The sequence below is a fragment of the Levilactobacillus huananensis genome (genome assembly GCF_003946145.1).
Lineage (GTDB): Bacteria > Bacillota > Bacilli > Lactobacillales > Lactobacillaceae > Levilactobacillus > Levilactobacillus huananensis.
Window position 1 is genome coordinate 35,680 of the sequence record NZ_RHOC01000012.1, and the last position, 20,644, is coordinate 56,323.

A 20,644-nucleotide genomic window follows, 5' to 3' on the forward strand; every position below is an offset into this window, starting at 1 on the left:
TTATAAACGGGCCCTGACGTCTTTCCAGGTGAGAAGCCCGTCGGATAAAGCTTTGTGACCTCTTACCGATTTTGATCAAGTTCACTCACCGTCTAAGCTAGAGCGTCTGACTGGCGCTCAACGGGCGTCGTGACAATTGCGGTAATGGCCGCCGTAATCCCTCTGACGTCATCGTCCAAGGCTAATGATGGCTGACCAGGCTTTGTGACCACCTGGCTAGGTAAAAATGGAATATGTAGAAATCCCGCCCGTAACTTTGGAAATTCAGTTGCCCGCAGATACTGAACGCGATACATCAGGTCATTGCAGACATAGGTTCCAGCAGTCGTGGAGAGCAGAGACGGAATCCCTGCCGCCCGAATAGCTTGAACCATGGCTTTCACCGGTAATTGTGTGAAGTAAGCCGCAGCCCCCGTCGCTTCAATCAGGTCGCCTGTTGGTTGGACCCCCGCATTGTCTGCGATGCGACCGTCGGCAAGATTGATCGCCACTCGTTCAGGCGTTAACCCAAACCGACCGCCAGCCTGACCTATACTGAGTACCACATCGGGATGGTCTGCTTCAATGGCTGATCGCACGACCGTCGCACAACGTTTGAATTCAGTTGGCACCACCAACGGTATCACCTGAGCACCAGAAATCGTAGCTGGTAGCCGCTTGACCGCTTCCATCGCTGGATTAGTGGTCTCCCCACCAAAGGGATCGAAGCCTGTAACCAAAATTTTCATAATCCCAACCTCCTCGACATAAAATTAGGTTCATTATACGCCAATCTCAGTTCTAGACACCCCATAATCTATGGCGACACAGACAGGCTGAAAAAAGGCATTTCTGGACAGTATCCCCACCACATGCTATGATGAGTCTCTTTGCATGTGACATACATACGTCTCGTCTCTTTTACACTGACAACTCTAACCAATAGAAAGGCGGCAATTAACTCATGCCCTTAACGCAACTCAACCTCGGCTCCGAACTCGGTGTCGAAATTTTGCATCACCGTTGGTACGCGCTCGTCCTTTATCAACTCACTGAAGATCCCACTGAATTCATGGACCTGCGCCAAGCAATCCGTGGCATCTCCACATTTAACCTCTTTACCACCCTCCACAAGCTGGAAGACTGGGGCCTCGTCGATGCCTTCGAGGACGACAATTACAGTTACCAACTCACCGACAATGGGCTCATGTTTCACCGTATTCTTCGTGACTTCGAATCTTGGGGAAACCATGCGTTAACTAATAATTTAGCAATCTAACCTTTTAGAGCCTTCCCAGGAAAGCTCTTTTTTATTACAATCATCGTAAACTGCCCTTTTTATTAGCTTTTAAATGATGAATATTGAGAAATAAAACGGAACGTAATAGTTTGGTATGGATTTCGTATTGCTTTGCCTAAGTCTGCTGACAAAGGGATTAAACTCTCTTATGATAGTCATGTAACAGCTATGAAAACGCACCTCAACTTTGAAAGGTAGGTATTTTCATGAAAAACAGACATCATCATTGGGCCCGTAAAGCGGCCACAGCACTTTCTCTAGTTGCTGTCACCTTACCCCTGGTTACAACCGTGACCACGGCTCACGCCAGCCACAAGGCTAAGCAACCTGACCTCGCCAAGCTTCTAGCTCCACACAAGGCTGGGTACGGCTACTTTGTCGACACGTACCAACAAAACACCGACAAGTTCACCACACCCACGACCAATCCCGTAATTGGCCTGGTTGACGAATTTTCTACATATTGGACCCACAATCAAGAACCTCTCAACAAGCCCTTACTCGACCTCAACATCGAGAAATCTGCAGCGATTACCCGCAACCGGACCGCTGTTGATGCCGAACGGTCATTTCTGACTGACCAACGGGATAACCGTTATGCCGTCATCCAAGCCCTTGGGCCTTACGCCCCAGCATTCATCCGCAATGCTAACGCACAAACCGAAACAGATTCGATGCCTAGCGATCCACTTCCTTCAAATTTCAAGAAGAAACACGTTGAATGGGCATCTGCCACATCGACGTTAGGTCCCGTCGTTCAACTGGTAAACCTCACCAAGCAAATGCCTTACTCTGGCACTAACACTGTGAAGCATTACTACGACTTCGTCCGACCATACCGGATCAGTCCTTCAGTTTTGCCCTTACCTGCTTTAAAGAACATTATGGCAACTGCTGCAAAGGATTCCTACGACTTCCCAAGTGGCCATACCACCGGTGGTTTTGAAAGTGGTCTGTCCCTAGCCTACGCCTTCCCAGAACGCTTCCAAGAACTCGCCACGCGTTCTTCCGAAGTGGGTTACGATCGTGTAATCGCCGGCCGTCACTCACCACTCGCCGTCATGGGTGGCCGAATGGTTGGATCAGCCATGACCGCTGCGACACTTTACGACCACAACAACCAATCCCTCATGAAGGATGCCTTAGAAGTCGCACATTCCAGTGCCTTATTAGGGAGCAAAGACACTTCCGTTCATGACGATTACGGTAACTATGAAACCAACCGTGCCGCCTACCGTTACCGGATGACTTACGGCTTTGACCAAACTGGTGACACCCACCAAGAAATGCGCGTTCCTAAGGGGGCTGAAGCGCTTCTGGGTAGCCGTCTACCTTACCTAAGTGCCAACCAACGTCGCGCTGTTATCTTCACGACTGGAATGCCTTCTGGCTACCCTGTAATGGACGACGCCGAAGGCTGGGGTCGAATCGACCTCTTCTCCGCAGCCAATGGTTACGGGGCCTTCCTCACCAACACCAAGGTCACCATGGATGCTAAGAAGGGTGGCTTCAACGCCAAAGACAACTGGCGTAACAAGATCACCGGTACCGGTAAATTCACTAAGGCCGGAACTGGTGCCCTGACACTGAGCGGTGCCAACCGTTACACCGGTGGGACTGTCGTTCAAGGTGGGACACTTCAACTCGCAAACAAGTCTGCCTTTGGGACTGGTAACGTGCAACTCAAGAAGGGGACGATCACCCTTTCTGCCAAGACGGTTGCCGTCAAGGGCCAATTTGAGACCGCCAAGGCTGGTAAGCTGACAATGAGCCGTGCTGGTCACCTGACGGTTAAGAAAAACGCCAAATTCAACGGTACCCTGAAGTTAACTAAGGGTGACTTGAAGAAGGGCGCTAAATTAATCACTTACAAGAAACACAGCGGCAAGTTCCGTCACGTTTCTGGCCTGCCTAAGGGTTGGCACGTTGTTTACACAAAACATGCACTTAAGTTAGCTAAGTAACCGTAATGCCTAGAAAAGGGCTGGAATCAATTACTGATTCCAGCCCTTTTCGTGTACTTATACGATTGTGAGGATAACCGCCGCTAAGAATTTCATTCCGTATAAATGGTGAGGCTGACCTAGTCGACACGACTATGCCTTGAATTGAATTTTGACGTAGTCGCGGTACAGCGGCAATTTGGCCATCAATTCTTGGTGAGTTCCATTGCCACTAACATGACCATTCTCGATGAAGTAAATGTTGTCGGCATCCACGATGGTGCTCAATCGATGCGCGATAATTAAGGTTGTCCGCCCCTTCATCAACTCACCGAGCGCTTGTTGAACCATGGCTTCGGACTCGGAGTCCAGACTGGCGGTCGCTTCATCCAAGAGGAGAATCTTAGGGTCACGGAGAAAGGCGCGGGCGATCGCCAAACGTTGCCGTTGTCCTCCACTAACCTTGACTCCACGTTCACCAACCTGGGTATCCAAGCCAGCGGACATGTTGTGAACAAACTCATCGGCTGACGCTAACTTCAAAACGCGCCACAACTCATCATCTGAATAGCTGCGGTTAGCGCCGTAGGTGAGGTTGTGTCGGATGGTTCCTGCCATAATTGCGGAATCTTGGCTTACATAGCCAATCTGTGACCGCCAATCGCTGAGGTTAAAGTCGTTAACATCCTCGCCACCAATCGTTACCCGCCCACTCTGGGGCCGATAGTAACGCTCGATAAGGCCAAAGATCGTGGATTTACCACCACCGGAAGGTCCAGCGAACGCGACCACTGTATTAGGTTCTGCGGTGAAGTTCACGTCATGAAGAACCGGTTGCCCATCATCCTCATAGGCGAAGTCCACATGTTCCATGGCTAAGGCCTGATCAGTAACGGATTGGGTTGGCCCTTGCGCCAATCGTTCTTCCGGTTCTGCCAACAGTTCACGAACGCGTGCTGTTGACCCACTCGCCTTCGCCGTGTCGGTGAAGAATCGAGCCAAGGTTCCAGCAGGTCCGATGATTTGAAACAGATACATCAGAAATGAGAACATCATCCCTAAGCTCATGGTACCAGCAGAAACGCGCACGGCAGCGTACGCCAAGACCCCCACGAAGACGGCCAACATGCTCGCCGTCATAGCTGGACCGGCAATAGAGTCATAGATGGCTTCCTTGAGCCCAATGTGATATAAATCTTGAATTTGAGCTGAACCCGTTTGTGTCTCATAATGCTCCGCATTGGATGATTTCACCAACCGAATCTCACTTAACGTTTCATCAGTCTGCCCACTGAAAGTCGCCATGGCATCTTGCCGTTGCCGACCAATCTTTCGGGACTTAACCATGATTGGAAACATGACTAACATCACCAGCGGTACCGCGACAAACATGATCATCGTCATTCGCCAGTCCATTAAGAGCATGATGACCAGCGCCCCCACTAGCTGGAGCAGTGACGTAACCATCTGTGGAAATGAGTTGGCCAGCAGATCCTTGATCTGCATCGTGTCGTTGACTAACCGGGAAGTCATCTCACCAGTCTTCACGTTATCAAAATAACTCACGCGTAACCGGATTAACTTCTGCCACAGTGTTTCCCGCAGACGGGCCACCACATTTTCACCGAAAAATCCTAGTAAAGCCCCGGATCCGGCACTAACTAGGGCACTCACGATAAATAAAGCGATAACCGTCATCAACAGGGGCTGATTCATTGCGTGTCCCAGGCCGTTAATCAAAGACTGTGCTAGCTTCGGCACGGCCAGTTGTGCACCGGTCGCCAGCATCCCTAGAAATAGTCCAACCCACAGTTGCCAATACTTCGGCTTGGTTTGGCGAATCAATGCCAAGAAGCCTTTAAAATCAAATTTTTCTGCGCGCCGTTTCCCAGCGGTCCGCGGTGTTGCTAATCTATGTTCCATCTCTTATGCCTCCGGTGAATCAAAATTAGAAGCGGGGACGACCCATCCCATGGTGGGGCCAGCCGTGTCCGCGTTGCATGAAGTCATCCCAATCCAGATCAGCGACCTGGTGATTCAACTTCGTCAATAGCTCTTCAAGTTGGGTCTGTTCAGCCGGCGTCAAGCCACCGAATAGCCGATCGGCGACCTCGCGACTACGTTGATCGTACTGCGCAAATAGATCCCGTCCGTGGTCACTCAACCGAACAATCACTGCCCGCTTATCCGTGGCACTAGGGACGCGTTCAACAAATCCAGCGTCCACCAATCGACTGATCGTGGCGCTGACCGAACTGGGACGAATGTCCAAGATTTCGGCAATCTCCGCATTAGTCAAACCCTCTGGCGATTGCGCCAAAATCTTTAACAAACGACCTTGGCCACGGTGACCTCCCCGGCCACCAGGACCACCCATTCCAGGATGTGGACCTACCGCTATTAAGAACATGCGGTTTGTCATCAGTTTTCCAAAGCTCTGAAGTAAATCGCGACTCTCGTCTGTCATCTCAAATTCCTCCCTGTTTTCTTGATGGAATAAGATTAGCACGATGGTTAGCTTTTGTAAACTAAAACTAACTAAAAACTAACTAATTATTTTTACTTCGGATAGTACAAAGTCGCGTAACCCCTCTATTAGCAATGCTTCTTAACGTTAAAATTTCTCAAAAAAACCGCTTAGACACCTATTTAGCCATTCAGAAGATCCCCCAAAACCGTAAAGTCTCACCAATCAAAAAACGCCCGATACACTGACTAACGAAATTAGACCACTTTTTTTCGCATAAAATTGACAATTAGACAAAAAATCGACTAGATCCCTGAAGAGATCTAGTCGATACTTATTTTCATAAATTTAATCTAAGCTGCTTGGGATACAACGCCAGTCGCCAAACTCTTAGTCAGTCAGCCATGCGTTCTGCGCCACTTGAGATTATCATGCTGTTCCGTAGTGGCGACTTGTGTCGTCACTTGCGAAGCACTGTTCGAGACCGAGTGGGAACGTTTAGAAGCACCGTCCCAGCTATCCAATTGTACCATCACACACTTTGCAGAACCATTCTTGGTAAATACGAGCGGTTGACCATCCATTAACGTATTGATCACCCGTTGAAACCGATCGTGTAGACTCATTGTAGGTCTCGAAATTCTCATCATGTTGCATCGCCACCTTTTGGGTCACTATACCACAGACCATCTACGATGGAAAGCGAATTCAGAATTTTTTTGCCACCCAATTCGAATTGGGTTATTCAGCCGCGTAACCCCGCTATTTTACTTGACCCACTGCAAAATAATTTCCTTCGGGATCACGGAAATTAAAGGTGAGCATGCCGTTATTATCAGCGATAGCACCGGCCGTTGTCAGACGGTCATGCAAGGCTTCAAAGTCCTTAACAAAGAACATCAAAGAGGGGGTACTCCCCAAAACTTCCGGAGAATATTGCCGAATGAAGGCCTTACTGAAGAATGACAGCTCAGCTCCCGGCGCCATTGTGAGGACGATGTTATGGGACTCATCGGGCAAAACATTCACTTCAACTACCGTTGCTCCGAGGTTATCTTGCCACCACTGAGCGGTCTCTTCCACATCATCGACATACAACATTGTCCGCATCTTTTCCATCGTCGTCACCTCATGAATTAGTTGTTACCCACATCCTACCACGCCACCTGATTAAAGCAATTTAAAATTTAGCTGGCTATTCTGTTAAATATCGCGTATGATAGGCAATGCAGGTTTGCACCTGCCCAGTTGCTCTGTACATTCCAGATGCATCCTATGGATCAACTGGTTGCTCTCATCTCGGATTGATGAGGGCATTTTTTGTGTTTAAATTTATTTCCAAATGAAAACGGGAGTTGACCAAATGGCCAGCTTCCGTTTTTTTTAATTAGTTTGGCACCGTTTCAACCCACTTCTTCAGCAGGAAGACACTGGCAACAGATTCGATGACAATGACCAAGACCATACCACCGATTGGCCACCAGAGGTCCATAATGCCACCAGAAGTTGGTAGCGAACTCGTGACCCTCGAGAACAAGACAATCAAGAATGCCGCAACTCGGACAACGAGGAAGATAACCACGATGTAGAGCACGAAGTTCACCAGCCGCTTGCTAGCACTTGGCAAGAAGTTTGAGGTTGCACTGACAACCAGATGAACGAACGTAATCGTCGTCCACATTAAAACAATGACAATTAGGACCAGTAAGGCAACCAGCATGACTATCTTAATAATGTCCCAAGGCGTATTGGGCCCCATATCTACCGGGTGTATGCCGAGATCCTTGCGAAGTGCCTGCCAGCCAATACCAATACCAGCCAGATGCAGCAGAACTTCGACGCCCATTATGTAAAAGAACATCACGAATGATGAGAGTAAGTTCCCCAGATACAACCAGGTTTCCTCTACTGGAATCAGCCGAAAGGTGTCTTGCGTGTACGCCTGTTCCGACCGCCGAGCGATCAGATAGAACCCGACGACGTAGGTCACACCAGCCCAACTGCTGACGGCTTGAAGTAAGCTGGTCGTGGATAGCGCCCCCGTAATCAGAATCCACACCAGACTTACTGCAATCGCAATCAATTGAATTAAGAGTAGTAAATTTGCCTCACGGAATTTACTCCGCGTCAACACTTTGAAAATCCGCCCAAAACTAGTCATAGTCGTTCCCCTTTTCGTATAAACTCTCGTAGTAGGCCTCAATCCCCACGTCATACTTTTCACGAATAGCATCGGTTGCTTCATGGGTGAAGATCGTTTGGTCCTTAACAACCACGATTTCATCTAAAATAGCGGCAACTTCTGAGACGTAATGGTCGCTGATAACCATGATGGCATCATCCGGCTTCCACTGAAGAATACTGTTGATGATCCGCTTGCGACTCATACTGTCAATTCCACTGAAGGGTTCATCTAATAAATAGAGGTCCGTGCGCCGTGAAAGGGTCAGCGCGATGATCAGCTTCTCCTTCATCCCCTTGGAGAGGCTCGACAATTTCAATGACCCATCAATCTGCAAGAAAGTGGCCATATCTTGATAACGCTGACTATCAAAGTCCCCATAGACGTCGTGATAAAAATTCACGACCTGTTCAACCCGTGTCTCACGAGCAAATCCCCGTAATTGTTCCGTAAAACTCACGTGCTGCTTGCGATCCCCGACAACTGTGGCATCATTAATAGCGATCGTGCCCTTCCCCTTGGCACTCCCCGTAATAAGCCGCATCAGAGTTGTCTTTCCGGCGCCATTTTCCCCTAACAAACCGATGATCTTTCCTGGCGTGATGGTTAAGTCAACGTCGTGAAGAATCATCTTCATGCCGTGTCGGTACTGCACGCCTTGTAATGTTAATCCTGCAGTCATTCCACGTTCCCCCTCTGTGTCATGTAGTGCTTAAGACTCGTTAGAATCTCTTCATCGCTCAAGTTCAAAGCATGTAACTGCTGATAAGCCCGTGCGACTTGTTCTGTAATCAGTTGGGTTTTTAAGTCTGTAATCTTGGTCTCATCCATCGTCACAAAATTCCCCTTACCTCGTTTAGAGTCAATCATCCCTGCTGCAATCATCTCGCTCAACGCGCGTTGAACCGTATTCACGTTAGCTGTCACGTCCAGTGCCAGCTGTCGCACTGATAGTAGCTTCTCGCCCGGCTGCAATGTCCCCGTGATGATCTCGTGATAAATGTGGGTTTTAATCTGATAATAGATTGGAATCTTATCGTCGAAATGCATGTTGTCCCACCTCACTAGTGTTCTATTTCTCTATTACACTATTACTATAGCACCACCTCTGTCATACTGCAACCGCCGTTGACTTCTTTTTCTAAATCCGGCAAACTTAACTTAAACAAAGGAGACGTTTTGATGTCCTGGTTACTTATTCTTACTTTCGGTCTCTTGGCTGGTCTTGTTCAAGGACTGACTGGTTTTGGTTCCGCAATCATTATGATGATTGTGTTACCCACTATCATGCCTATCGCTCAGGGAGCTGGTGTCGCCACACTAATCATGGCCGCCAGTGTCATCACTTTGACCATTCGTTATCGACATGACATTCATCTTAAACGGGTCATCCTGCCCTTCATCGTCTATGCTGCCATGGCAACCTGGTCCGTGCACCTAGGACAGCACCTTGATCTCCAACTTCTTCGACACCTATTAGGCGTTCTTTTGATCGCTTTAGCCCTCTACTTCACTTTGGCCCCTAAGGCCGGTAACCATCCTTATCCGTTGATCGTCGCGATCGGTTTCATGCTTATTTCTGGTTTCTTCAACGGACTCTTTGGTATCGGAGGCCCACTGATGGCGCTGTATTTCTTGACCCTGTCATCAACTACTGAGGAATATGTGGCGACGGTTCAGGCCTTTTTCCTGATTGACATTATCTATATCACCACCCTACGTATCAGTCAGGGAATCCTCACCATTACCACTCTTCCTACCATTCTAATCGGGATGGCGGGCGCACTCATCGGAACGATTATTGCGGCGCACCTACTCAATCGTTTGAACATGACAGCCGTGAAACGCTTAATTTACCTATTCATCGGCATGAGCGGACTCTACTACCTCTTCCTATAAGAATCAGAGTAGACACCAGACAGATCACGAGGTAACCGAGACGAAAAGAGTTTGGCCCAAATGAGATTACCTCAATTTGGGCCAAACTCTTTTTTAACTCAACCAACTGTCCATCCAAAACTTCTTCGCTTGAATTACCTCTCCTACAGTCGCGGTCAACTGCTGGGTCGCCCTGAGATCGACACTGGCCGCCAAACGATCGGCGACTGCCGTTGTCAGATCGGGAAGGTCGCGGCTGTTGATAAGCCAGCGTAACGCGTCTTGTTGAGCCAATATCAGCCACAGATCCACCAAGCCAGAATCGTTCCGTCGGTCTCGAATCGCGGCTATCAACTCCCCCAAAACCCGTTGCCGACTGGCCGGTTGGGGCACCGCGATCACGTGAGGCTTCAGATTGTTTTGAAAGATCTGTGGCGTGACATCGCCTTGGTCTTGAAGCCGACCCATAATACCATCATATAGGACATTAGCAATCGTCCAACTGGTCACCAGTCTTAGTGAATCTTCAGGTGTCACGGCCTTAGGTAAATCCGTGACTAACCGATCACACAGTGGGGTCAAAAATTGAGGCTGTGCCGTCAAGACCTTCGAATCTGCCAACGCCAATCGGCCATCCACAATCCGCAGCCCACCCTGTCGAAGCAGATCCAGAACTGCACTAAAGACGAAGTAGGCTTGCGTCGTGAAACGTGTTCGTAGGACCGGCTTTTGCCCAATATGTTCGGTAACCAATAAGTAATCTTCCGTTGTGGTTAATGCCATCCGATCTTCCCCCAATTCGTGTGTTAATTGTGGGTCAGTATACCACTGACGGCTCAATCGCAACAGATACGTCTACAATACTCAAAAAGCGATTGCACATGAGGTCGTCATGTCCAATCGCTTCATAAAACTTGGTTAACTTATCATTTCTAATCTTCCGCGACATTCCCCAGTGCGGCAATAATCGTTGGTTCCAGACTTTCTGGCGGCGTCCCTGGTGCGAAACGGCCCAAGACTTCACCATCACGCCCTACAAGAAACTTCGTAAAGTTCCATTCAATTGGACCGTGGCCAGCTTGAGACTTCAGGTACGTGTAAAGACCATCTTCACCCTCACCATTGACCTGAACGTGCTTAGTCATCGGGAAGGTCACGCCAAAGTGCATTTGACAGAAGTTATGGGTGGCTTCGTCAGAATCGAGTTCTTGATTGAACTGATTGGAAGGCAGACCCAAGACTTCAAATCCCTTGTCTTTGTATTGCTTGTAAAGGGCCTCCAGGCCAGTTAATTGTGGCGTAAACCCACACTTGCTGGCGGTGTTCACAATCAAAACAACTTTCCCCTTGTAATCGTTAAAATCAATAGGTTGGTTACTCATTTCGGTTTCCATGAAATCGTAAACTGTCGTCATTTTCTCCCATCCTTTCGGTAATTTCGCTGATATTCAGCGGTGGGGGCATTTCTAAAGCGGTTAACAACTGACACTATCATACAACAGTTGTCGAGATTCCGCCTTCAATCTGCTTATTCGAAAAGATACAGTCAATTTAATGGGTCTGACGATGGGTTTATACGGTAAATTATTTTCGGCTTACGACTAATGTTATCGTAAATGCAACTATTGCTTAATAATGAGACCAAATACTGGTCCCATCTGACCGAGAAAGCCGCCCTACGTGACTTCTAGCCCTATCAAACATCACGTGGTAAATTCGCTGATAAATTTAGTCTGATCACTTAAAACCAACAACTAGGCCCCTAAGCAGAGACAAATATGTCTTCGCTTAAGGGTCACCTTTTCTATTCTTTATGTAATCGCTCAATCTTTCGTTGATAATCTGCCCGTAACATCGCTAGCGACGTCTCATCCACGAAGAAGGTCACTTGTCCCGTCTCAAGATCGACATCGGCATTTACCGTGACCAGGTTACCAAGGATCATATTTGAGGCTTTACGGCGAATTCGGAGTGGCCCACTATAGGCGACCGTTCGATACTGTTCATGCATGGCTAGTCCTCCCCAAAACAGTCGGTTTATTTGAAATGACTTGTCAGACCACGCACCCCTAGCGTAGCCTTTTTTTCTGCCGTCTCCGGCGTTGCGTAATGCTCGGTTGCAATGGGTTCCGCGTAATTCTTATGCAACTGAAGCCCCAAGACGACACAGATTCCCACCATCAGCGTCGATGACAGGTAGCTGAACTTGATCCCCACCAGTTGGCTGTTCATCGACCAATGAAATTGGCCACTGGCCGTGATGCTGATAATCGCGACTAGAAGCGCTGTCCCGAAGGAAGCCGCCACCTGTCGTAGCGTGTTGTATACCGCAACCCCATCCGGAATCATCGGGGTTGGCAACATGGACCAGGCATGGGTCTGAATCGGAATCAGAACCAAGACGAGTCCTAATTGCCGAATGGTCTGGCCTAGAATCACAAACCCGATCGAAGCTCCAGGTCCGGTCGAGCTCAGCAACAAAGACCCCGTCATATCGATACACAGCCCACTAATCACCATTCGCCGGAAGTTATACCGGTCATAGAATCGACCGCTTAGTGGTGAAATGATGGCCGTTAGCACGGACCCTGGAAGAAGTGTTAATCCAGAAATCACTGCGCTGCGATGAAAGACATTCTGGACAAGAACCGGAATGATAACGGCATTTCCATACATCGTCACCATCAGTAACATATTGATAATCAGGGGCAGATTGAACTGCCGGTAACGAAAGACGTGGAGATTCAATAAGGGATACTGGCGTGTCCACTGACACTTGACGAACCAGGCCAGCAACCCGGATCCTACAACCAAAGGAACAATTCCCTTTAGAGAAAGAAAAGGCGTCTCACCGACGTTTGAAAAACTATAAAGTGCTAGGGCCAATCCTAGACCGGATAACACCAATCCTTTGCGATCCAAGGGTTGCCGATGCTGTTCGCCGACATCCTTTAGGAACAGCCACGCGAGCATCGCATCCAGCAACATCAATGGTAACGTTAACCCAAACAGGTAACGCCAACTCAATTTGACCAGAATCACACCGGATACGGTCGGTCCCAGAACAGGTGCCAAGTTTAATGCCAGACCCACAACCCCCATGGCAGCCCCACGTTCGGTAGGCTTGGTGGATGTCATGACAACTACATTAACCAGTGGAATCACGATACCGGCACCTAGAGCTTGGATCATCCGCCCGACAATCAGAACGGGATAGACTGTGGCGACAGCCCCAGTCAATGACCCCGCGATAAAGATCAGACTCGCCGTTAGGTATAATTGACGCGTCGTAAACCGCTTGATCAGGTATGCCGTGGTGGGAATCATTAGCGCATTAATCAACAAATACCCGTTGTTGAGCCACTGTCCCTGAGCAGTTGTGATATGAAAAGCCCGCATAATACCGGGTAGGGCCGTTGACATCAGCGTCTGGTTTAAGACGCTGAGGAACGCCCCCACCATGATGAGGGCAAAGGAGAAACGATTTTTATTCATGACAAGCAAACGACCCTCAATATGTATTTTAGTTGACAAAAGCAACTGTAATTAGCATAATGGCGATAGTTGCTTTTGTCAACAATAGAAGGAGCATTCCCATGAATAGTCAAGATATCCATCAAATTAGAGCATTCGATCGTTTCTACACCCAAACCCTGCACCTCACCGATAAATATCACCTACAAACTACCCTGACATTAGTTGAAGCCCGTCTTCTGCTGGAGATCGGCGAAAATGGCCGTGATACCGCCATCCAATTAGTTCAAGAACTTCGGTTGGACAAGGGGTATCTCAGTCGGCTCATCACTCGTCTGGAAACCAATGGACTTCTCCAACGGACCCCCGACGAGCGCGACAAGCGGGCCAAAGTCCTTTCACTTACTGCCGCTGGTCGTGACCAGCTGGCCCTTATTAATCGGCGAGCAGACGATCAAATTCGCCGCCTCTTCGTTGATCTGACACCAGAAGAAACACAGCGGGTCATCGCCGCCATGCAGGTCATCGAAACCCACGTGGCCGTTGACCCACAACTCAAAACACCCAACCAGCAATAACAACTGGTTGGGTGTTTTTTAGTCGCTAATTATGTTAAACGAAAGCTAATACGGCAAAATTAATCACGAACAGCACCGAGACAATCCAAATCAATGGATGTACCTCGCGGCCCTTGCCAGCAACAGTCTTGACAATGCAGTAGAAGATAAAACCAGCGGCGATGCCGTAGGTAATGTTGTAGGCGAAAGCCATGATGAAGGACGTCATAAACGCCGGAATAGCCTCGTCCAGATCGTGCCATGGAATCTGACTGAACGAACTCATCATCATAATTCCCACTAGAATCAAGGAAGGCGCAATCGCGGCCGTAGGAATAATCGACAACAGTGGTGATGCCAAGGCGCTCAGAGCAAAGAGCACGGCAACGACCACACTGGTCAAGCCAGTCCGACCACCGGCACCAATTCCGGCAGAGCTTTCGACGTATGTGGTCAGATTAGAAGTTCCGAAGATGGAGCCGACCCCCGTTGCGATGGAATCAGCAAACAAGGCCTTATCCAATTTGGATTTAAATCCCGGTTCCTGCTCTAAGGCTAATTCCTTTTCCCCAGCGAAGATGCCAGTTTGCCGCCCAGTTCCAATAAAGGTTCCCAACGAATCAAAGGTATCCGAGAGGCTGAACGACAAGATCGTCATTAGGACCAAGATAATTCGGTTATGTTCGGAGAAAAGTGAGCCCATCCCTTGTGCAGAAAAGGCAGCCAGGAAGGTTGTTTCTAACTGATGAACGGAGGCACCAATCGAATAGTCACTTGCTAAATGCAGGTTGGTAACCCCCATGGGAATCCCAATAATTGTGGTAACCAAAATCCCAATCAGTAATGCGCCAGGAATCTTACGAACTTTCAAGATAACCGTGACAACCAAACCAATCAAGGCTAACACCAAAGCCGGTGAGTTGAATACAGTCAAGGCTGGTGTAATTCCCCCACCAGTCATAACCGTTCCGATCCCGTGCTTAAATGTTTCCTGGGTTGCATTAAAGGCTTTGCCGTTCACCGACAGAATGTTACCGGCGCTACTCGTAAATTCCAGAAAGTTGGCATTTTTTAAACCAACGTAGGCGATGAAGGCCCCAATACCGCCACTAATCGCGAGCTGTAGGTTCATGGGAATAGCAGAAATTAACATTTTACGAATCTTGGTTGCCGTGATAATGATATTAATAATGCCACAGAAGAAAACCAGGGCCAGCGCCTCTTGCCAACTAAAACCCAGTCCCAAGACAACGGTATACGTGAAGAAGGCATTTAGACCCATCCCCGGTGCCAAGGCGTACGGCACGTTAGCGAAGAGCCCCATCACCAAAGTGCCAGCTACAGAAGCGATGATAGTCGCTAAGAAAACGGCCTGTTGGGGCATTCCGGTCTGTCCTAAAATTTGTGGATTGACGAAAAGAATGTACGACATGGCGAAGAAGGTGGTGATTCCAGCACCAATTTCGGTACCCACGGTGGTTCCTGATTCCTTTAGCTTAAAAAAGCGATCCACGGTTAAGCCCTCCTATTCAAAATACGAACATTACAAGTCTTTCAATGATTGAATGTTAACTGATTCAACATGACTATAACAGATCATCACTCAAAATAAAAGAATTAAGGGAATAGGCGAACATCAGAAATGCTGTACTATTATATGAAAGAACCAAATTTAATTTTCCTGATACGCACCATTACCAATCAGGTTTACCTTTTGCGACGGTTCGTTAACCAATTGAACAATGTTTCATTATCAATTTTCTAATGGCAAGTCGGGCCTCAGTTAAAAAAACAGTCGTCAGATGATCAACGGCTGAAATTACTCTTATTCGGTACTCATGTCCGACAATTGTTTCAACTTTCAGTTAGATCCCAGTCTGCGTGCAGCTTCATCAAAACGTTTACATAATTAAATAAATCCAATCTTTACATGATCTATATGCCTTTTTTGCGAGCGATTTACATGAGTCATCTAATATACACCTCGTAACTATAAGAGAAGGAGTGTTGATTTGATGTTTAACAAACGTAATTTGGTGATTGCGGCTGCGGCCCTCACGATGGTTTCAACTCTAGCAGGATGTTCAACCAAGAAAGCTGAAGGGACTTCCAACGACTGGAAGACCATCGAAAAACAAGCCAAAAAGGAAGGCAAGATTGCTTCCGTAGGGATGCCTGACACCTGGGCCAACTGGATTGGCAGCTGGCAAGACATTAAGTCCAAGTATGGCATTTCTCATACTGATACTGACATGTCCAGTGCGCAAGAACTTCAGAAGTTCAAGCGTGCCAAGTCAAGCGACTCTCCTGATATTGGTGATATTGGCCTGAATGTTGCACCGACGGCCGTTCAACAAAAGTTGGTCACGGCTTACAAAACAAAATACTGGAATGAAATTCCCGGCTGGGCCAAGGACAAGCAAGGTTACTACTCTGCTGGTTACTCGGGCTCAATGGTTTTCATTACCGACACCAAGAACGTTAAAGCTGCAGATGCACCTAAATCCTGGGCTGACTTAGCAAACGGCAAGTACAAGGTGTCCTTTGGTGACGTTGCCAGTGCTGCCCAAGCGCAATATGCCGTTCTGACTGCTGCCTATGCTAACGGTGGAAGCGAAAGCAACATCGAGCCAGGTCTGAAGTACTTTGCTAAGATGCACAAGCAGAAGCGGATCTCTACGGTTGATGCCACTGTTCAAAACCTTCAAAAGGGTGAAATTCAAGTTTCAATCATGTGGGACTTCAACGCCCTGAACTATGCTCATCAAATTGACGCTAAGCGTTACAAGATCACCGTGCCAACCGATGGTACTGTAACCAGTGGTTACACCGAAATCATTAATAAGAACGCCGCTCATCCCAACGCCGCTAAATTGGCTCGTGACTTTATCCTTTCCGACCAAGGTCAAATCAACTTGGCAAAGGGGTACGCTCGTCCCATCCGTAGCAGTGTGAAATTACCAGCAGACGTCAAGAAAAAGTTACTGCCACAAAGTGACTACAAGAAGGTTTTCCACGTAAAGAGTAACGACGTCTGGAACAAGGCAACCCTCAAATTAGGTCAACAGTGGCAAAGTGAAGTTCTTGGAGCGAAGTAAGCCACATGAAAACGCGACTGAAAGTCTTCTTTCCGCTTGGCTTACTGGTCATCTTAGTTCTCTTGCTGCCAATTACGGTCATGATTATTGCGAGTTTTCAATCTATCGACGGTGGCTTTAGTCTCGACAATTACCATCAAGTTCTCTCGAACCATTATTATATGGAGGCTATCCGAAACAGTCTGGGAATCTCTCTGATTACGTCGGGAATCTCACTAATAATCGTGATCATTGGCGCTTGGGCTCTAACCAAGCTTGCCCCTAAGACCAAGAATATTCTACTGTCACTATTCAACATGTCCTCTAGCTTTGCCGGTGTACCGCTGGCCTTCTCGTTAATTATTCTGTTTGGAAATGCCGGAATCTGGCAAGCGCTGATGACAACCCTACACCTTCCCAGAACATTTGAAATCTACTCTCTGAGTGGGACGACGCTGGCCTATACATTCTTCGAAGTGCCACTGGGTATCATGTTTCTCTTCCCAGTTTTTGAGGAATTGAACCCCGAATGGAAAGAAATCTCTTCCGTATTGGGTGCCAAGCCGCTGTTTTTCTTCAAAAAAGTTATCTTCCCGGTCATCTTGCCCAATATTGTTGAAGTCTTTACCTTACTCTTCGCCAACGCCATGGGAACTTATGAAACAACCTTCGCCTTGACTGGGAACAGTATCGTCACGATTCCAACCTTAATCGGAACACTGATTGATGGTGGATTGACGGCAAACATTCCGATGGCTTGTACTTTTGCCACATTGTTTGCTCTGGTCATGACAACTATCGTCTGGTTAGGTAACCGCGTAACTCGTAGTAAGCGGGAGGTGAAAGCCTAATGAGTCACAAAGCTAGTAACCGCGTTGCTCGTGCGATCATTACCTTTCTGTTCGTCTATCTTGCCACACCAATTGCTGTCACGATGCTTTACTCGGTTTCAACCTCCTGGGTCAAGACTATTTTACCTAAAGGGCTGACGCTGAAATGGTATGGCCAGTTGGTCACTAATTCAGATTTCATGTCGGCCTTGGTGCGGTCGTTTGCTCTCGGGTTCCTAACAACCGTGATTGCCATGGCCTGCTTTCTACCCGTTGTCTTCTATGCCAACGTCTACAACCCCAAAGTAAAGTCTCACCTTCGCTTCATCACGGTGCTTCCGTTTACGATTCCTGGGATCATTCTGGTAACAGGGCTGATTCAACTCTATGCTGACCTGCCAATTCCTAAGTTACTCATCTTGGTTTTGGCTATCTCATTGTTGAGTCTCCCCCTTACCTACCAGGCACTAGACAACGCCTTCATTGGCCGTGACTTCCGGGCCATGTTTGAACAGGCTCTCGTCTTGGGTGACTCACCCTTTAAAGCCTTCATCAAGGTCATCATCCCCAACATTCGTGCTGGCGTCCTGGTCGCCATGCTACTGACCTTCACCAGTGCATTCGGGGAATATGTCCTGACGAACATTCTGCTCGGAGGAAACTTTGAAACACTCAAGATCTACATGTACCGGTTGATGCAAAGTAACGGTCAAGCCAGCAGCGTGCTGACAACGATCTACTTCATCTTTCTTGCATTCATCTCACTGATCTTGATCCTCATCATGCAACACTACTCGGCACCACACAAATCCACCAAGGAGGGCGCAAAGAAATAATGCAGTCAGACTTCTTACAGATTCAAGGCTTAGGGATTACCCTTTCCGGCAACAACATCATCAAGGACATGTCCTTCAAGGTGCGCCGAAACACCCTGACAACCTTTCTCGGACCCAGTGGGAGCGGAAAAACGACCGTTCTACGTGCCATTGCCGGACTCAACACCGAAGTGAGTGGCAAAATTTTACTAGATGGCGAAGAAATTCAAAGTCGTTCCGCCAATCAACGAAATATCGGCATGGTTTTTCAATCCTATGCCCTCTTCCCCAACATGTCTATCTTCGACAATGTGGCCTATGGGCTACGTGTGCAAAAGAAAAGTAATGACGTCATCAACAAGGAAGTCATGGCGATGCTTCAAACGGTCAGCCTGACCAACAAAAAAGACGCTTACCCAGACCAACTCTCTGGCGGTCAGAAACAACGAGTAGCCATTGCGCGAGCTATGGTCCTCAAACCAAAGCTTCTGCTGCTAGACGAGCCACTGAGTGCCCTGGATGCTAAGATTCGCGTTAGCCTGCGAGAACAGATTCGTGAGTATCAACAAAAGCTTGGCATCACCATGCTCTTCGTCACGCATGATCAAGGAGAAGCCATGGCAATCTCCGATGACATCGTGGTTATGAACGAAGGTAAAGTTCAGCAACAAGGCTCACCAATGGCTATCTATGCCCAACCGGAGAATGTCTTCATGGCACAGTTCATTGGGAATCACAACCTCCTGACGGGCACGCAGCTTCAACAGTTAGGGTTGACGACGGCCGCTGGCCAAGCACTCCTTGCCGACATACATTACGTTGTTCGTCCGGAGCTTTTCTCCCCGGAAGCAACACCTGAAGCCATAGCCATTTCTGGGGAGATCACAACTTGTAGCATGCTAGGTGATCGGGTACAGTATCACTTCATGAGTGATGCGAAGTTGCCACTCAAGGTTGAACTATTGAATCACTCGGAACCGCTGAAAATTGGCGTTCCGCTCACGCTCTATCTTGAACCAGCTGCCATTCATCCAGTAGGTCCCGCCAATGCTGAGTAAAACGAGCCTTGGCGCTATCGACCGTCACACCTGGAGCGGCCATAACCACACGGAGTTTTGCCCCCACGGTTCCGGTGAGGACGTCGAGGCTTTCATCCGTCAGGCCATCCTAAGTGGCTTCAAAACCTACTCCATCACGGAACATTTTCCCTTGCCACCGGCTTTTTACGACAGGCCAGTGGGGTCACGACATGCTGTCTACACCGCTTCATTTGGGTTGATTGAGCTACCTGCTTATCTGGAAAAGATGGCACGACTCAAATATAAGTACCGTGACCAGATTCGAATTCTCATTGGCTTCGAGGTCGATTTCTTTCCTGAATACGCAGACTGGACGGCCGCCCAATTGGCTCACTACGGCGATCAGATTGATGACGCTCTGCTCTCCGTGCACTTCTTACCAACGAAGACGGGTTTACGAGCCATTGATGATACGGCGGCTGACTTTAAGGATGGCGTGGTAGCGGCTTATGGGTCTCCCCTGACAGTTGCTAATGCCTACCTTGAACGCGTCCAAGCGGCTGTCGACTGGGAAACCCCCAACAAGCCAGCGCGTTACGGACATATCATGCTATACCGCAAATGGCGCAACACCTTCCCCGCAATTACCGCTTGGGAAGACGCCACGACTCGGACACTGTTGACCCATATTCTAGATACGATTGCCGACCATGGCGACCAACTAGACTGCAACATGGCTGGCCTCTTCCGCCCAACCCAAACGGAGTTCACGCCCACCTTACCCTGGATTCAGGCTGCACAACAGCGCCAAATTCCGTTAGTCTTCGGGGCCGATGCTCACAGTGTCACCGCTGTCGATCAAGGATACAACACATACCTTGAAAATCACTTTGATGCTTAGAAAGGAGTTCATCTCATGCGTCTCGAAACTACCGGTCAGAAGGCCTTTAAGATTTGTCAGTTAACGGATATTCACTTGGGTGACACGCCTCTCAATGCGGCCAGTCAGAAATCCCTAACGGCCATTGATAAGTTACTCCAAACCAAGGTTATGTCCGTATAATTGGTGTAAATTCTAAATAGGACTTTGTGAAATCTGAAAGGAACTTCATTATGCCAAAAG

General features: G+C 48.2%; 23 protein-coding genes. 10 read left to right on the top strand and 13 right to left on the bottom strand.

Annotated elements, in window-relative coordinates; genetic code table 11:
• Positions 1–92: 92 nt before the first annotated feature.
• Positions 93–728 carry a pyroglutamyl-peptidase I gene (pcp, locus tag EKM71_RS09190; protein ID WP_125574317.1) on the bottom strand — a complete coding sequence of 212 codons (636 nt, stop codon included), beginning with the start codon at positions 726–728 and terminating at the stop codon, positions 93–95.
• A gap of 215 nt (positions 729–943) precedes the next feature.
• Here pcp and EKM71_RS09195 point away from each other — a divergent pair, with 215 nt between their 5' ends.
• Complete coding sequence (locus EKM71_RS09195) at positions 944–1,258, top strand: winged helix-turn-helix transcriptional regulator (protein ID WP_125574318.1); 315 nt, start codon at positions 944–946, stop codon at positions 1,256–1,258.
• 227 nt (positions 1,259–1,485) lie between these two features.
• Complete coding sequence (locus EKM71_RS09200; RefSeq protein ID WP_125574319.1) at positions 1,486–3,243, top strand: phosphatase PAP2 family protein; 1,758 nt, start codon at positions 1,486–1,488, stop codon at positions 3,241–3,243.
• 132 nt (positions 3,244–3,375) lie between these two features.
• On the opposite strand, the gene EKM71_RS09205 is transcribed toward EKM71_RS09200, so the two are convergent.
• From EKM71_RS09205 to EKM71_RS09235, 7 genes are all read right to left on the bottom strand, one after another.
• Complete coding sequence (locus EKM71_RS09205) at positions 3,376–5,145, bottom strand: ABC transporter ATP-binding protein (RefSeq protein ID WP_125574320.1); 1,770 nt, start codon at positions 5,143–5,145, stop codon at positions 3,376–3,378.
• A gap of 25 nt (positions 5,146–5,170) precedes the next feature.
• A complete protein-coding gene (locus EKM71_RS09210) occupies positions 5,171–5,689 on the bottom strand; it encodes a MarR family winged helix-turn-helix transcriptional regulator (RefSeq protein ID WP_125574321.1) in 519 nt (172 codons plus the stop codon).
• A gap of 398 nt (positions 5,690–6,087) precedes the next feature.
• Positions 6,088–6,339 (bottom strand): type II toxin-antitoxin system Phd/YefM family antitoxin, encoded by a 252-nt coding sequence (locus EKM71_RS09215; RefSeq protein ID WP_125574322.1) that lies wholly within the window; start codon positions 6,337–6,339, stop codon positions 6,088–6,090.
• A gap of 112 nt (positions 6,340–6,451) precedes the next feature.
• Positions 6,452–6,808 (bottom strand): VOC family protein, encoded by a 357-nt coding sequence (locus tag EKM71_RS09220; RefSeq protein WP_125574323.1) that lies wholly within the window; start codon positions 6,806–6,808, stop codon positions 6,452–6,454.
• Positions 6,809–7,076: 268 nt separating this feature from the next.
• On the bottom strand, positions 7,077–7,850 hold the full coding sequence (locus tag EKM71_RS09225; RefSeq protein ID WP_125574324.1) for an ABC transporter permease: 774 nt from the start codon (positions 7,848–7,850) through the stop codon (positions 7,077–7,079).
• On the bottom strand, positions 7,843–8,553 hold the full coding sequence (locus tag EKM71_RS09230) for an ATP-binding cassette domain-containing protein (RefSeq protein WP_125574325.1): 711 nt from the start codon (positions 8,551–8,553) through the stop codon (positions 7,843–7,845). Before EKM71_RS09230 ends, EKM71_RS09225 begins: the two co-directional genes overlap by 8 nt.
• Positions 8,550–8,921 (bottom strand): GntR family transcriptional regulator, encoded by a 372-nt coding sequence (locus EKM71_RS09235; protein ID WP_125574326.1) that lies wholly within the window; start codon positions 8,919–8,921, stop codon positions 8,550–8,552. The genes EKM71_RS09230 and EKM71_RS09235 overlap by 4 nt, the downstream gene beginning before the upstream one ends.
• A 132-nt stretch (positions 8,922–9,053) precedes the next feature.
• On the opposite strand from EKM71_RS09235, the gene EKM71_RS09240 reads away from it, so the two are divergent.
• Complete coding sequence (locus EKM71_RS09240) at positions 9,054–9,770, top strand: sulfite exporter TauE/SafE family protein (RefSeq protein WP_125574327.1); 717 nt, start codon at positions 9,054–9,056, stop codon at positions 9,768–9,770.
• A gap of 93 nt (positions 9,771–9,863) precedes the next feature.
• Here the strand turns inward: EKM71_RS09240 and EKM71_RS09245 are convergent, their stop codons facing one another.
• From EKM71_RS09245 to EKM71_RS09260, 4 genes are all read right to left on the bottom strand, one after another.
• A complete protein-coding gene (locus tag EKM71_RS09245; RefSeq protein ID WP_125574328.1) occupies positions 9,864–10,532 on the bottom strand; it encodes a hypothetical protein in 669 nt (222 codons plus the stop codon).
• Between the two features lie 149 nt (positions 10,533–10,681).
• Positions 10,682–11,164 (bottom strand): glutathione peroxidase, encoded by a 483-nt coding sequence (locus EKM71_RS09250; RefSeq protein WP_125574329.1) that lies wholly within the window; start codon positions 11,162–11,164, stop codon positions 10,682–10,684.
• A gap of 389 nt (positions 11,165–11,553) precedes the next feature.
• Positions 11,554–11,760 carry a hypothetical protein gene (locus EKM71_RS09255; protein WP_125574330.1) on the bottom strand — a complete coding sequence of 69 codons (207 nt, stop codon included), beginning with the start codon at positions 11,758–11,760 and terminating at the stop codon, positions 11,554–11,556.
• Between the two features lie 26 nt (positions 11,761–11,786).
• Positions 11,787–13,244, bottom strand: coding sequence for an MDR family MFS transporter (locus tag EKM71_RS09260; RefSeq protein ID WP_125574331.1), 1,458 nt, complete (start codon positions 13,242–13,244; stop codon positions 11,787–11,789).
• A gap of 101 nt (positions 13,245–13,345) precedes the next feature.
• Here EKM71_RS09260 and EKM71_RS09265 point away from each other — a divergent pair, with 101 nt between their 5' ends.
• The gene (locus tag EKM71_RS09265; RefSeq protein WP_164504772.1) at positions 13,346–13,801 is read left to right on the top strand and encodes a MarR family winged helix-turn-helix transcriptional regulator; all 456 of its coding nucleotides are present in this window, start codon (positions 13,346–13,348) and stop codon (positions 13,799–13,801) included.
• A gap of 34 nt (positions 13,802–13,835) precedes the next feature.
• On the opposite strand, the gene EKM71_RS09270 is transcribed toward EKM71_RS09265, so the two are convergent.
• Positions 13,836–15,293, bottom strand: a complete 1,458-nt coding sequence (locus EKM71_RS09270) for an NCS2 family permease (RefSeq protein WP_125574333.1) — start codon at positions 15,291–15,293, stop codon at positions 13,836–13,838.
• A 502-nt stretch (positions 15,294–15,795) separates the two neighbouring features.
• Here EKM71_RS09270 and EKM71_RS09275 point away from each other — a divergent pair.
• From EKM71_RS09275 to EKM71_RS11090, 6 genes are read left to right on the top strand one after another with little or no spacing between them, the layout of a single operon-like run.
• Positions 15,796–16,878 carry an ABC transporter substrate-binding protein gene (locus EKM71_RS09275; protein WP_125574334.1) on the top strand — a complete coding sequence of 361 codons (1,083 nt, stop codon included), beginning with the start codon at positions 15,796–15,798 and terminating at the stop codon, positions 16,876–16,878.
• Positions 16,879–16,883: 5 nt separating this feature from the next.
• Positions 16,884–17,708 (top strand): ABC transporter permease, encoded by an 825-nt coding sequence (locus EKM71_RS09280; RefSeq protein WP_125574335.1) that lies wholly within the window; start codon positions 16,884–16,886, stop codon positions 17,706–17,708.
• On the top strand, positions 17,708–18,523 hold the full coding sequence (locus EKM71_RS09285; RefSeq protein ID WP_125574336.1) for an ABC transporter permease: 816 nt from the start codon (positions 17,708–17,710) through the stop codon (positions 18,521–18,523). Before EKM71_RS09280 ends, EKM71_RS09285 begins: the two co-directional genes overlap by 1 nt.
• Positions 18,523–19,560 (top strand): ABC transporter ATP-binding protein, encoded by a 1,038-nt coding sequence (locus EKM71_RS09290; protein WP_125574337.1) that lies wholly within the window; start codon positions 18,523–18,525, stop codon positions 19,558–19,560. The genes EKM71_RS09285 and EKM71_RS09290 overlap by 1 nt, the downstream gene beginning before the upstream one ends.
• Positions 19,550–20,422 (top strand): histidinol-phosphatase HisJ, encoded by an 873-nt coding sequence (hisJ, locus tag EKM71_RS09295; protein WP_125574338.1) that lies wholly within the window; start codon positions 19,550–19,552, stop codon positions 20,420–20,422. Before EKM71_RS09290 ends, hisJ begins: the two co-directional genes overlap by 11 nt.
• Positions 20,423–20,437: 15 nt before the next feature.
• Positions 20,438–20,584 carry a hypothetical protein gene (locus tag EKM71_RS11090; RefSeq protein ID WP_164504773.1) on the top strand — a complete coding sequence of 49 codons (147 nt, stop codon included), beginning with the start codon at positions 20,438–20,440 and terminating at the stop codon, positions 20,582–20,584.
• The last annotated feature ends 60 nt before the right edge of the window (positions 20,585–20,644 follow it).

Coding starts and splice junctions, on each gene's coding strand:
- pcp (WP_125574317.1), bottom strand. CDS start 728: ATGAAAATTTTGGTTACAGGCTTCGATCCCTTTGGTGGGGAGACCACT.
- EKM71_RS09195 (WP_125574318.1), top strand. CDS start 944: ATGCCCTTAACGCAACTCAACCTCGGCTCCGAACTCGGTGTCGAAATT.
- EKM71_RS09200 (WP_125574319.1), top strand. CDS start 1,486: ATGAAAAACAGACATCATCATTGGGCCCGTAAAGCGGCCACAGCACTT.
- EKM71_RS09205 (WP_125574320.1), bottom strand. CDS start 5,145: ATGGAACATAGATTAGCAACACCGCGGACCGCTGGGAAACGGCGCGCA.
- EKM71_RS09210 (WP_125574321.1), bottom strand. CDS start 5,689: ATGACAGACGAGAGTCGCGATTTACTTCAGAGCTTTGGAAAACTGATG.
- EKM71_RS09215 (WP_125574322.1), bottom strand. CDS start 6,339: ATGATGAGAATTTCGAGACCTACAATGAGTCTACACGATCGGTTTCAA.
- EKM71_RS09220 (WP_125574323.1), bottom strand. CDS start 6,808: ATGGAAAAGATGCGGACAATGTTGTATGTCGATGATGTGGAAGAGACC.
- EKM71_RS09225 (WP_125574324.1), bottom strand. CDS start 7,850: ATGACTAGTTTTGGGCGGATTTTCAAAGTGTTGACGCGGAGTAAATTC.
- EKM71_RS09230 (WP_125574325.1), bottom strand. CDS start 8,553: ATGACTGCAGGATTAACATTACAAGGCGTGCAGTACCGACACGGCATG.
- EKM71_RS09235 (WP_125574326.1), bottom strand. CDS start 8,921: ATGCATTTCGACGATAAGATTCCAATCTATTATCAGATTAAAACCCAC.
- EKM71_RS09240 (WP_125574327.1), top strand. CDS start 9,054: ATGTCCTGGTTACTTATTCTTACTTTCGGTCTCTTGGCTGGTCTTGTT.
- EKM71_RS09245 (WP_125574328.1), bottom strand. CDS start 10,532: ATGGCATTAACCACAACGGAAGATTACTTATTGGTTACCGAACATATT.
- EKM71_RS09250 (WP_125574329.1), bottom strand. CDS start 11,164: ATGACGACAGTTTACGATTTCATGGAAACCGAAATGAGTAACCAACCT.
- EKM71_RS09255 (WP_125574330.1), bottom strand. CDS start 11,760: ATGCATGAACAGTATCGAACGGTCGCCTATAGTGGGCCACTCCGAATT.
- EKM71_RS09260 (WP_125574331.1), bottom strand. CDS start 13,244: ATGAATAAAAATCGTTTCTCCTTTGCCCTCATCATGGTGGGGGCGTTC.
- EKM71_RS09265 (WP_164504772.1), top strand. CDS start 13,346: ATGAATAGTCAAGATATCCATCAAATTAGAGCATTCGATCGTTTCTAC.
- EKM71_RS09275 (WP_125574334.1), top strand. CDS start 15,796: ATGTTTAACAAACGTAATTTGGTGATTGCGGCTGCGGCCCTCACGATG.
- EKM71_RS09280 (WP_125574335.1), top strand. CDS start 16,884: ATGAAAACGCGACTGAAAGTCTTCTTTCCGCTTGGCTTACTGGTCATC.
- EKM71_RS09285 (WP_125574336.1), top strand. CDS start 17,708: ATGAGTCACAAAGCTAGTAACCGCGTTGCTCGTGCGATCATTACCTTT.
- EKM71_RS09290 (WP_125574337.1), top strand. CDS start 18,523: ATGCAGTCAGACTTCTTACAGATTCAAGGCTTAGGGATTACCCTTTCC.
- hisJ (WP_125574338.1), top strand. CDS start 19,550: ATGCTGAGTAAAACGAGCCTTGGCGCTATCGACCGTCACACCTGGAGC.
- EKM71_RS11090 (WP_164504773.1), top strand. CDS start 20,438: ATGCGTCTCGAAACTACCGGTCAGAAGGCCTTTAAGATTTGTCAGTTA.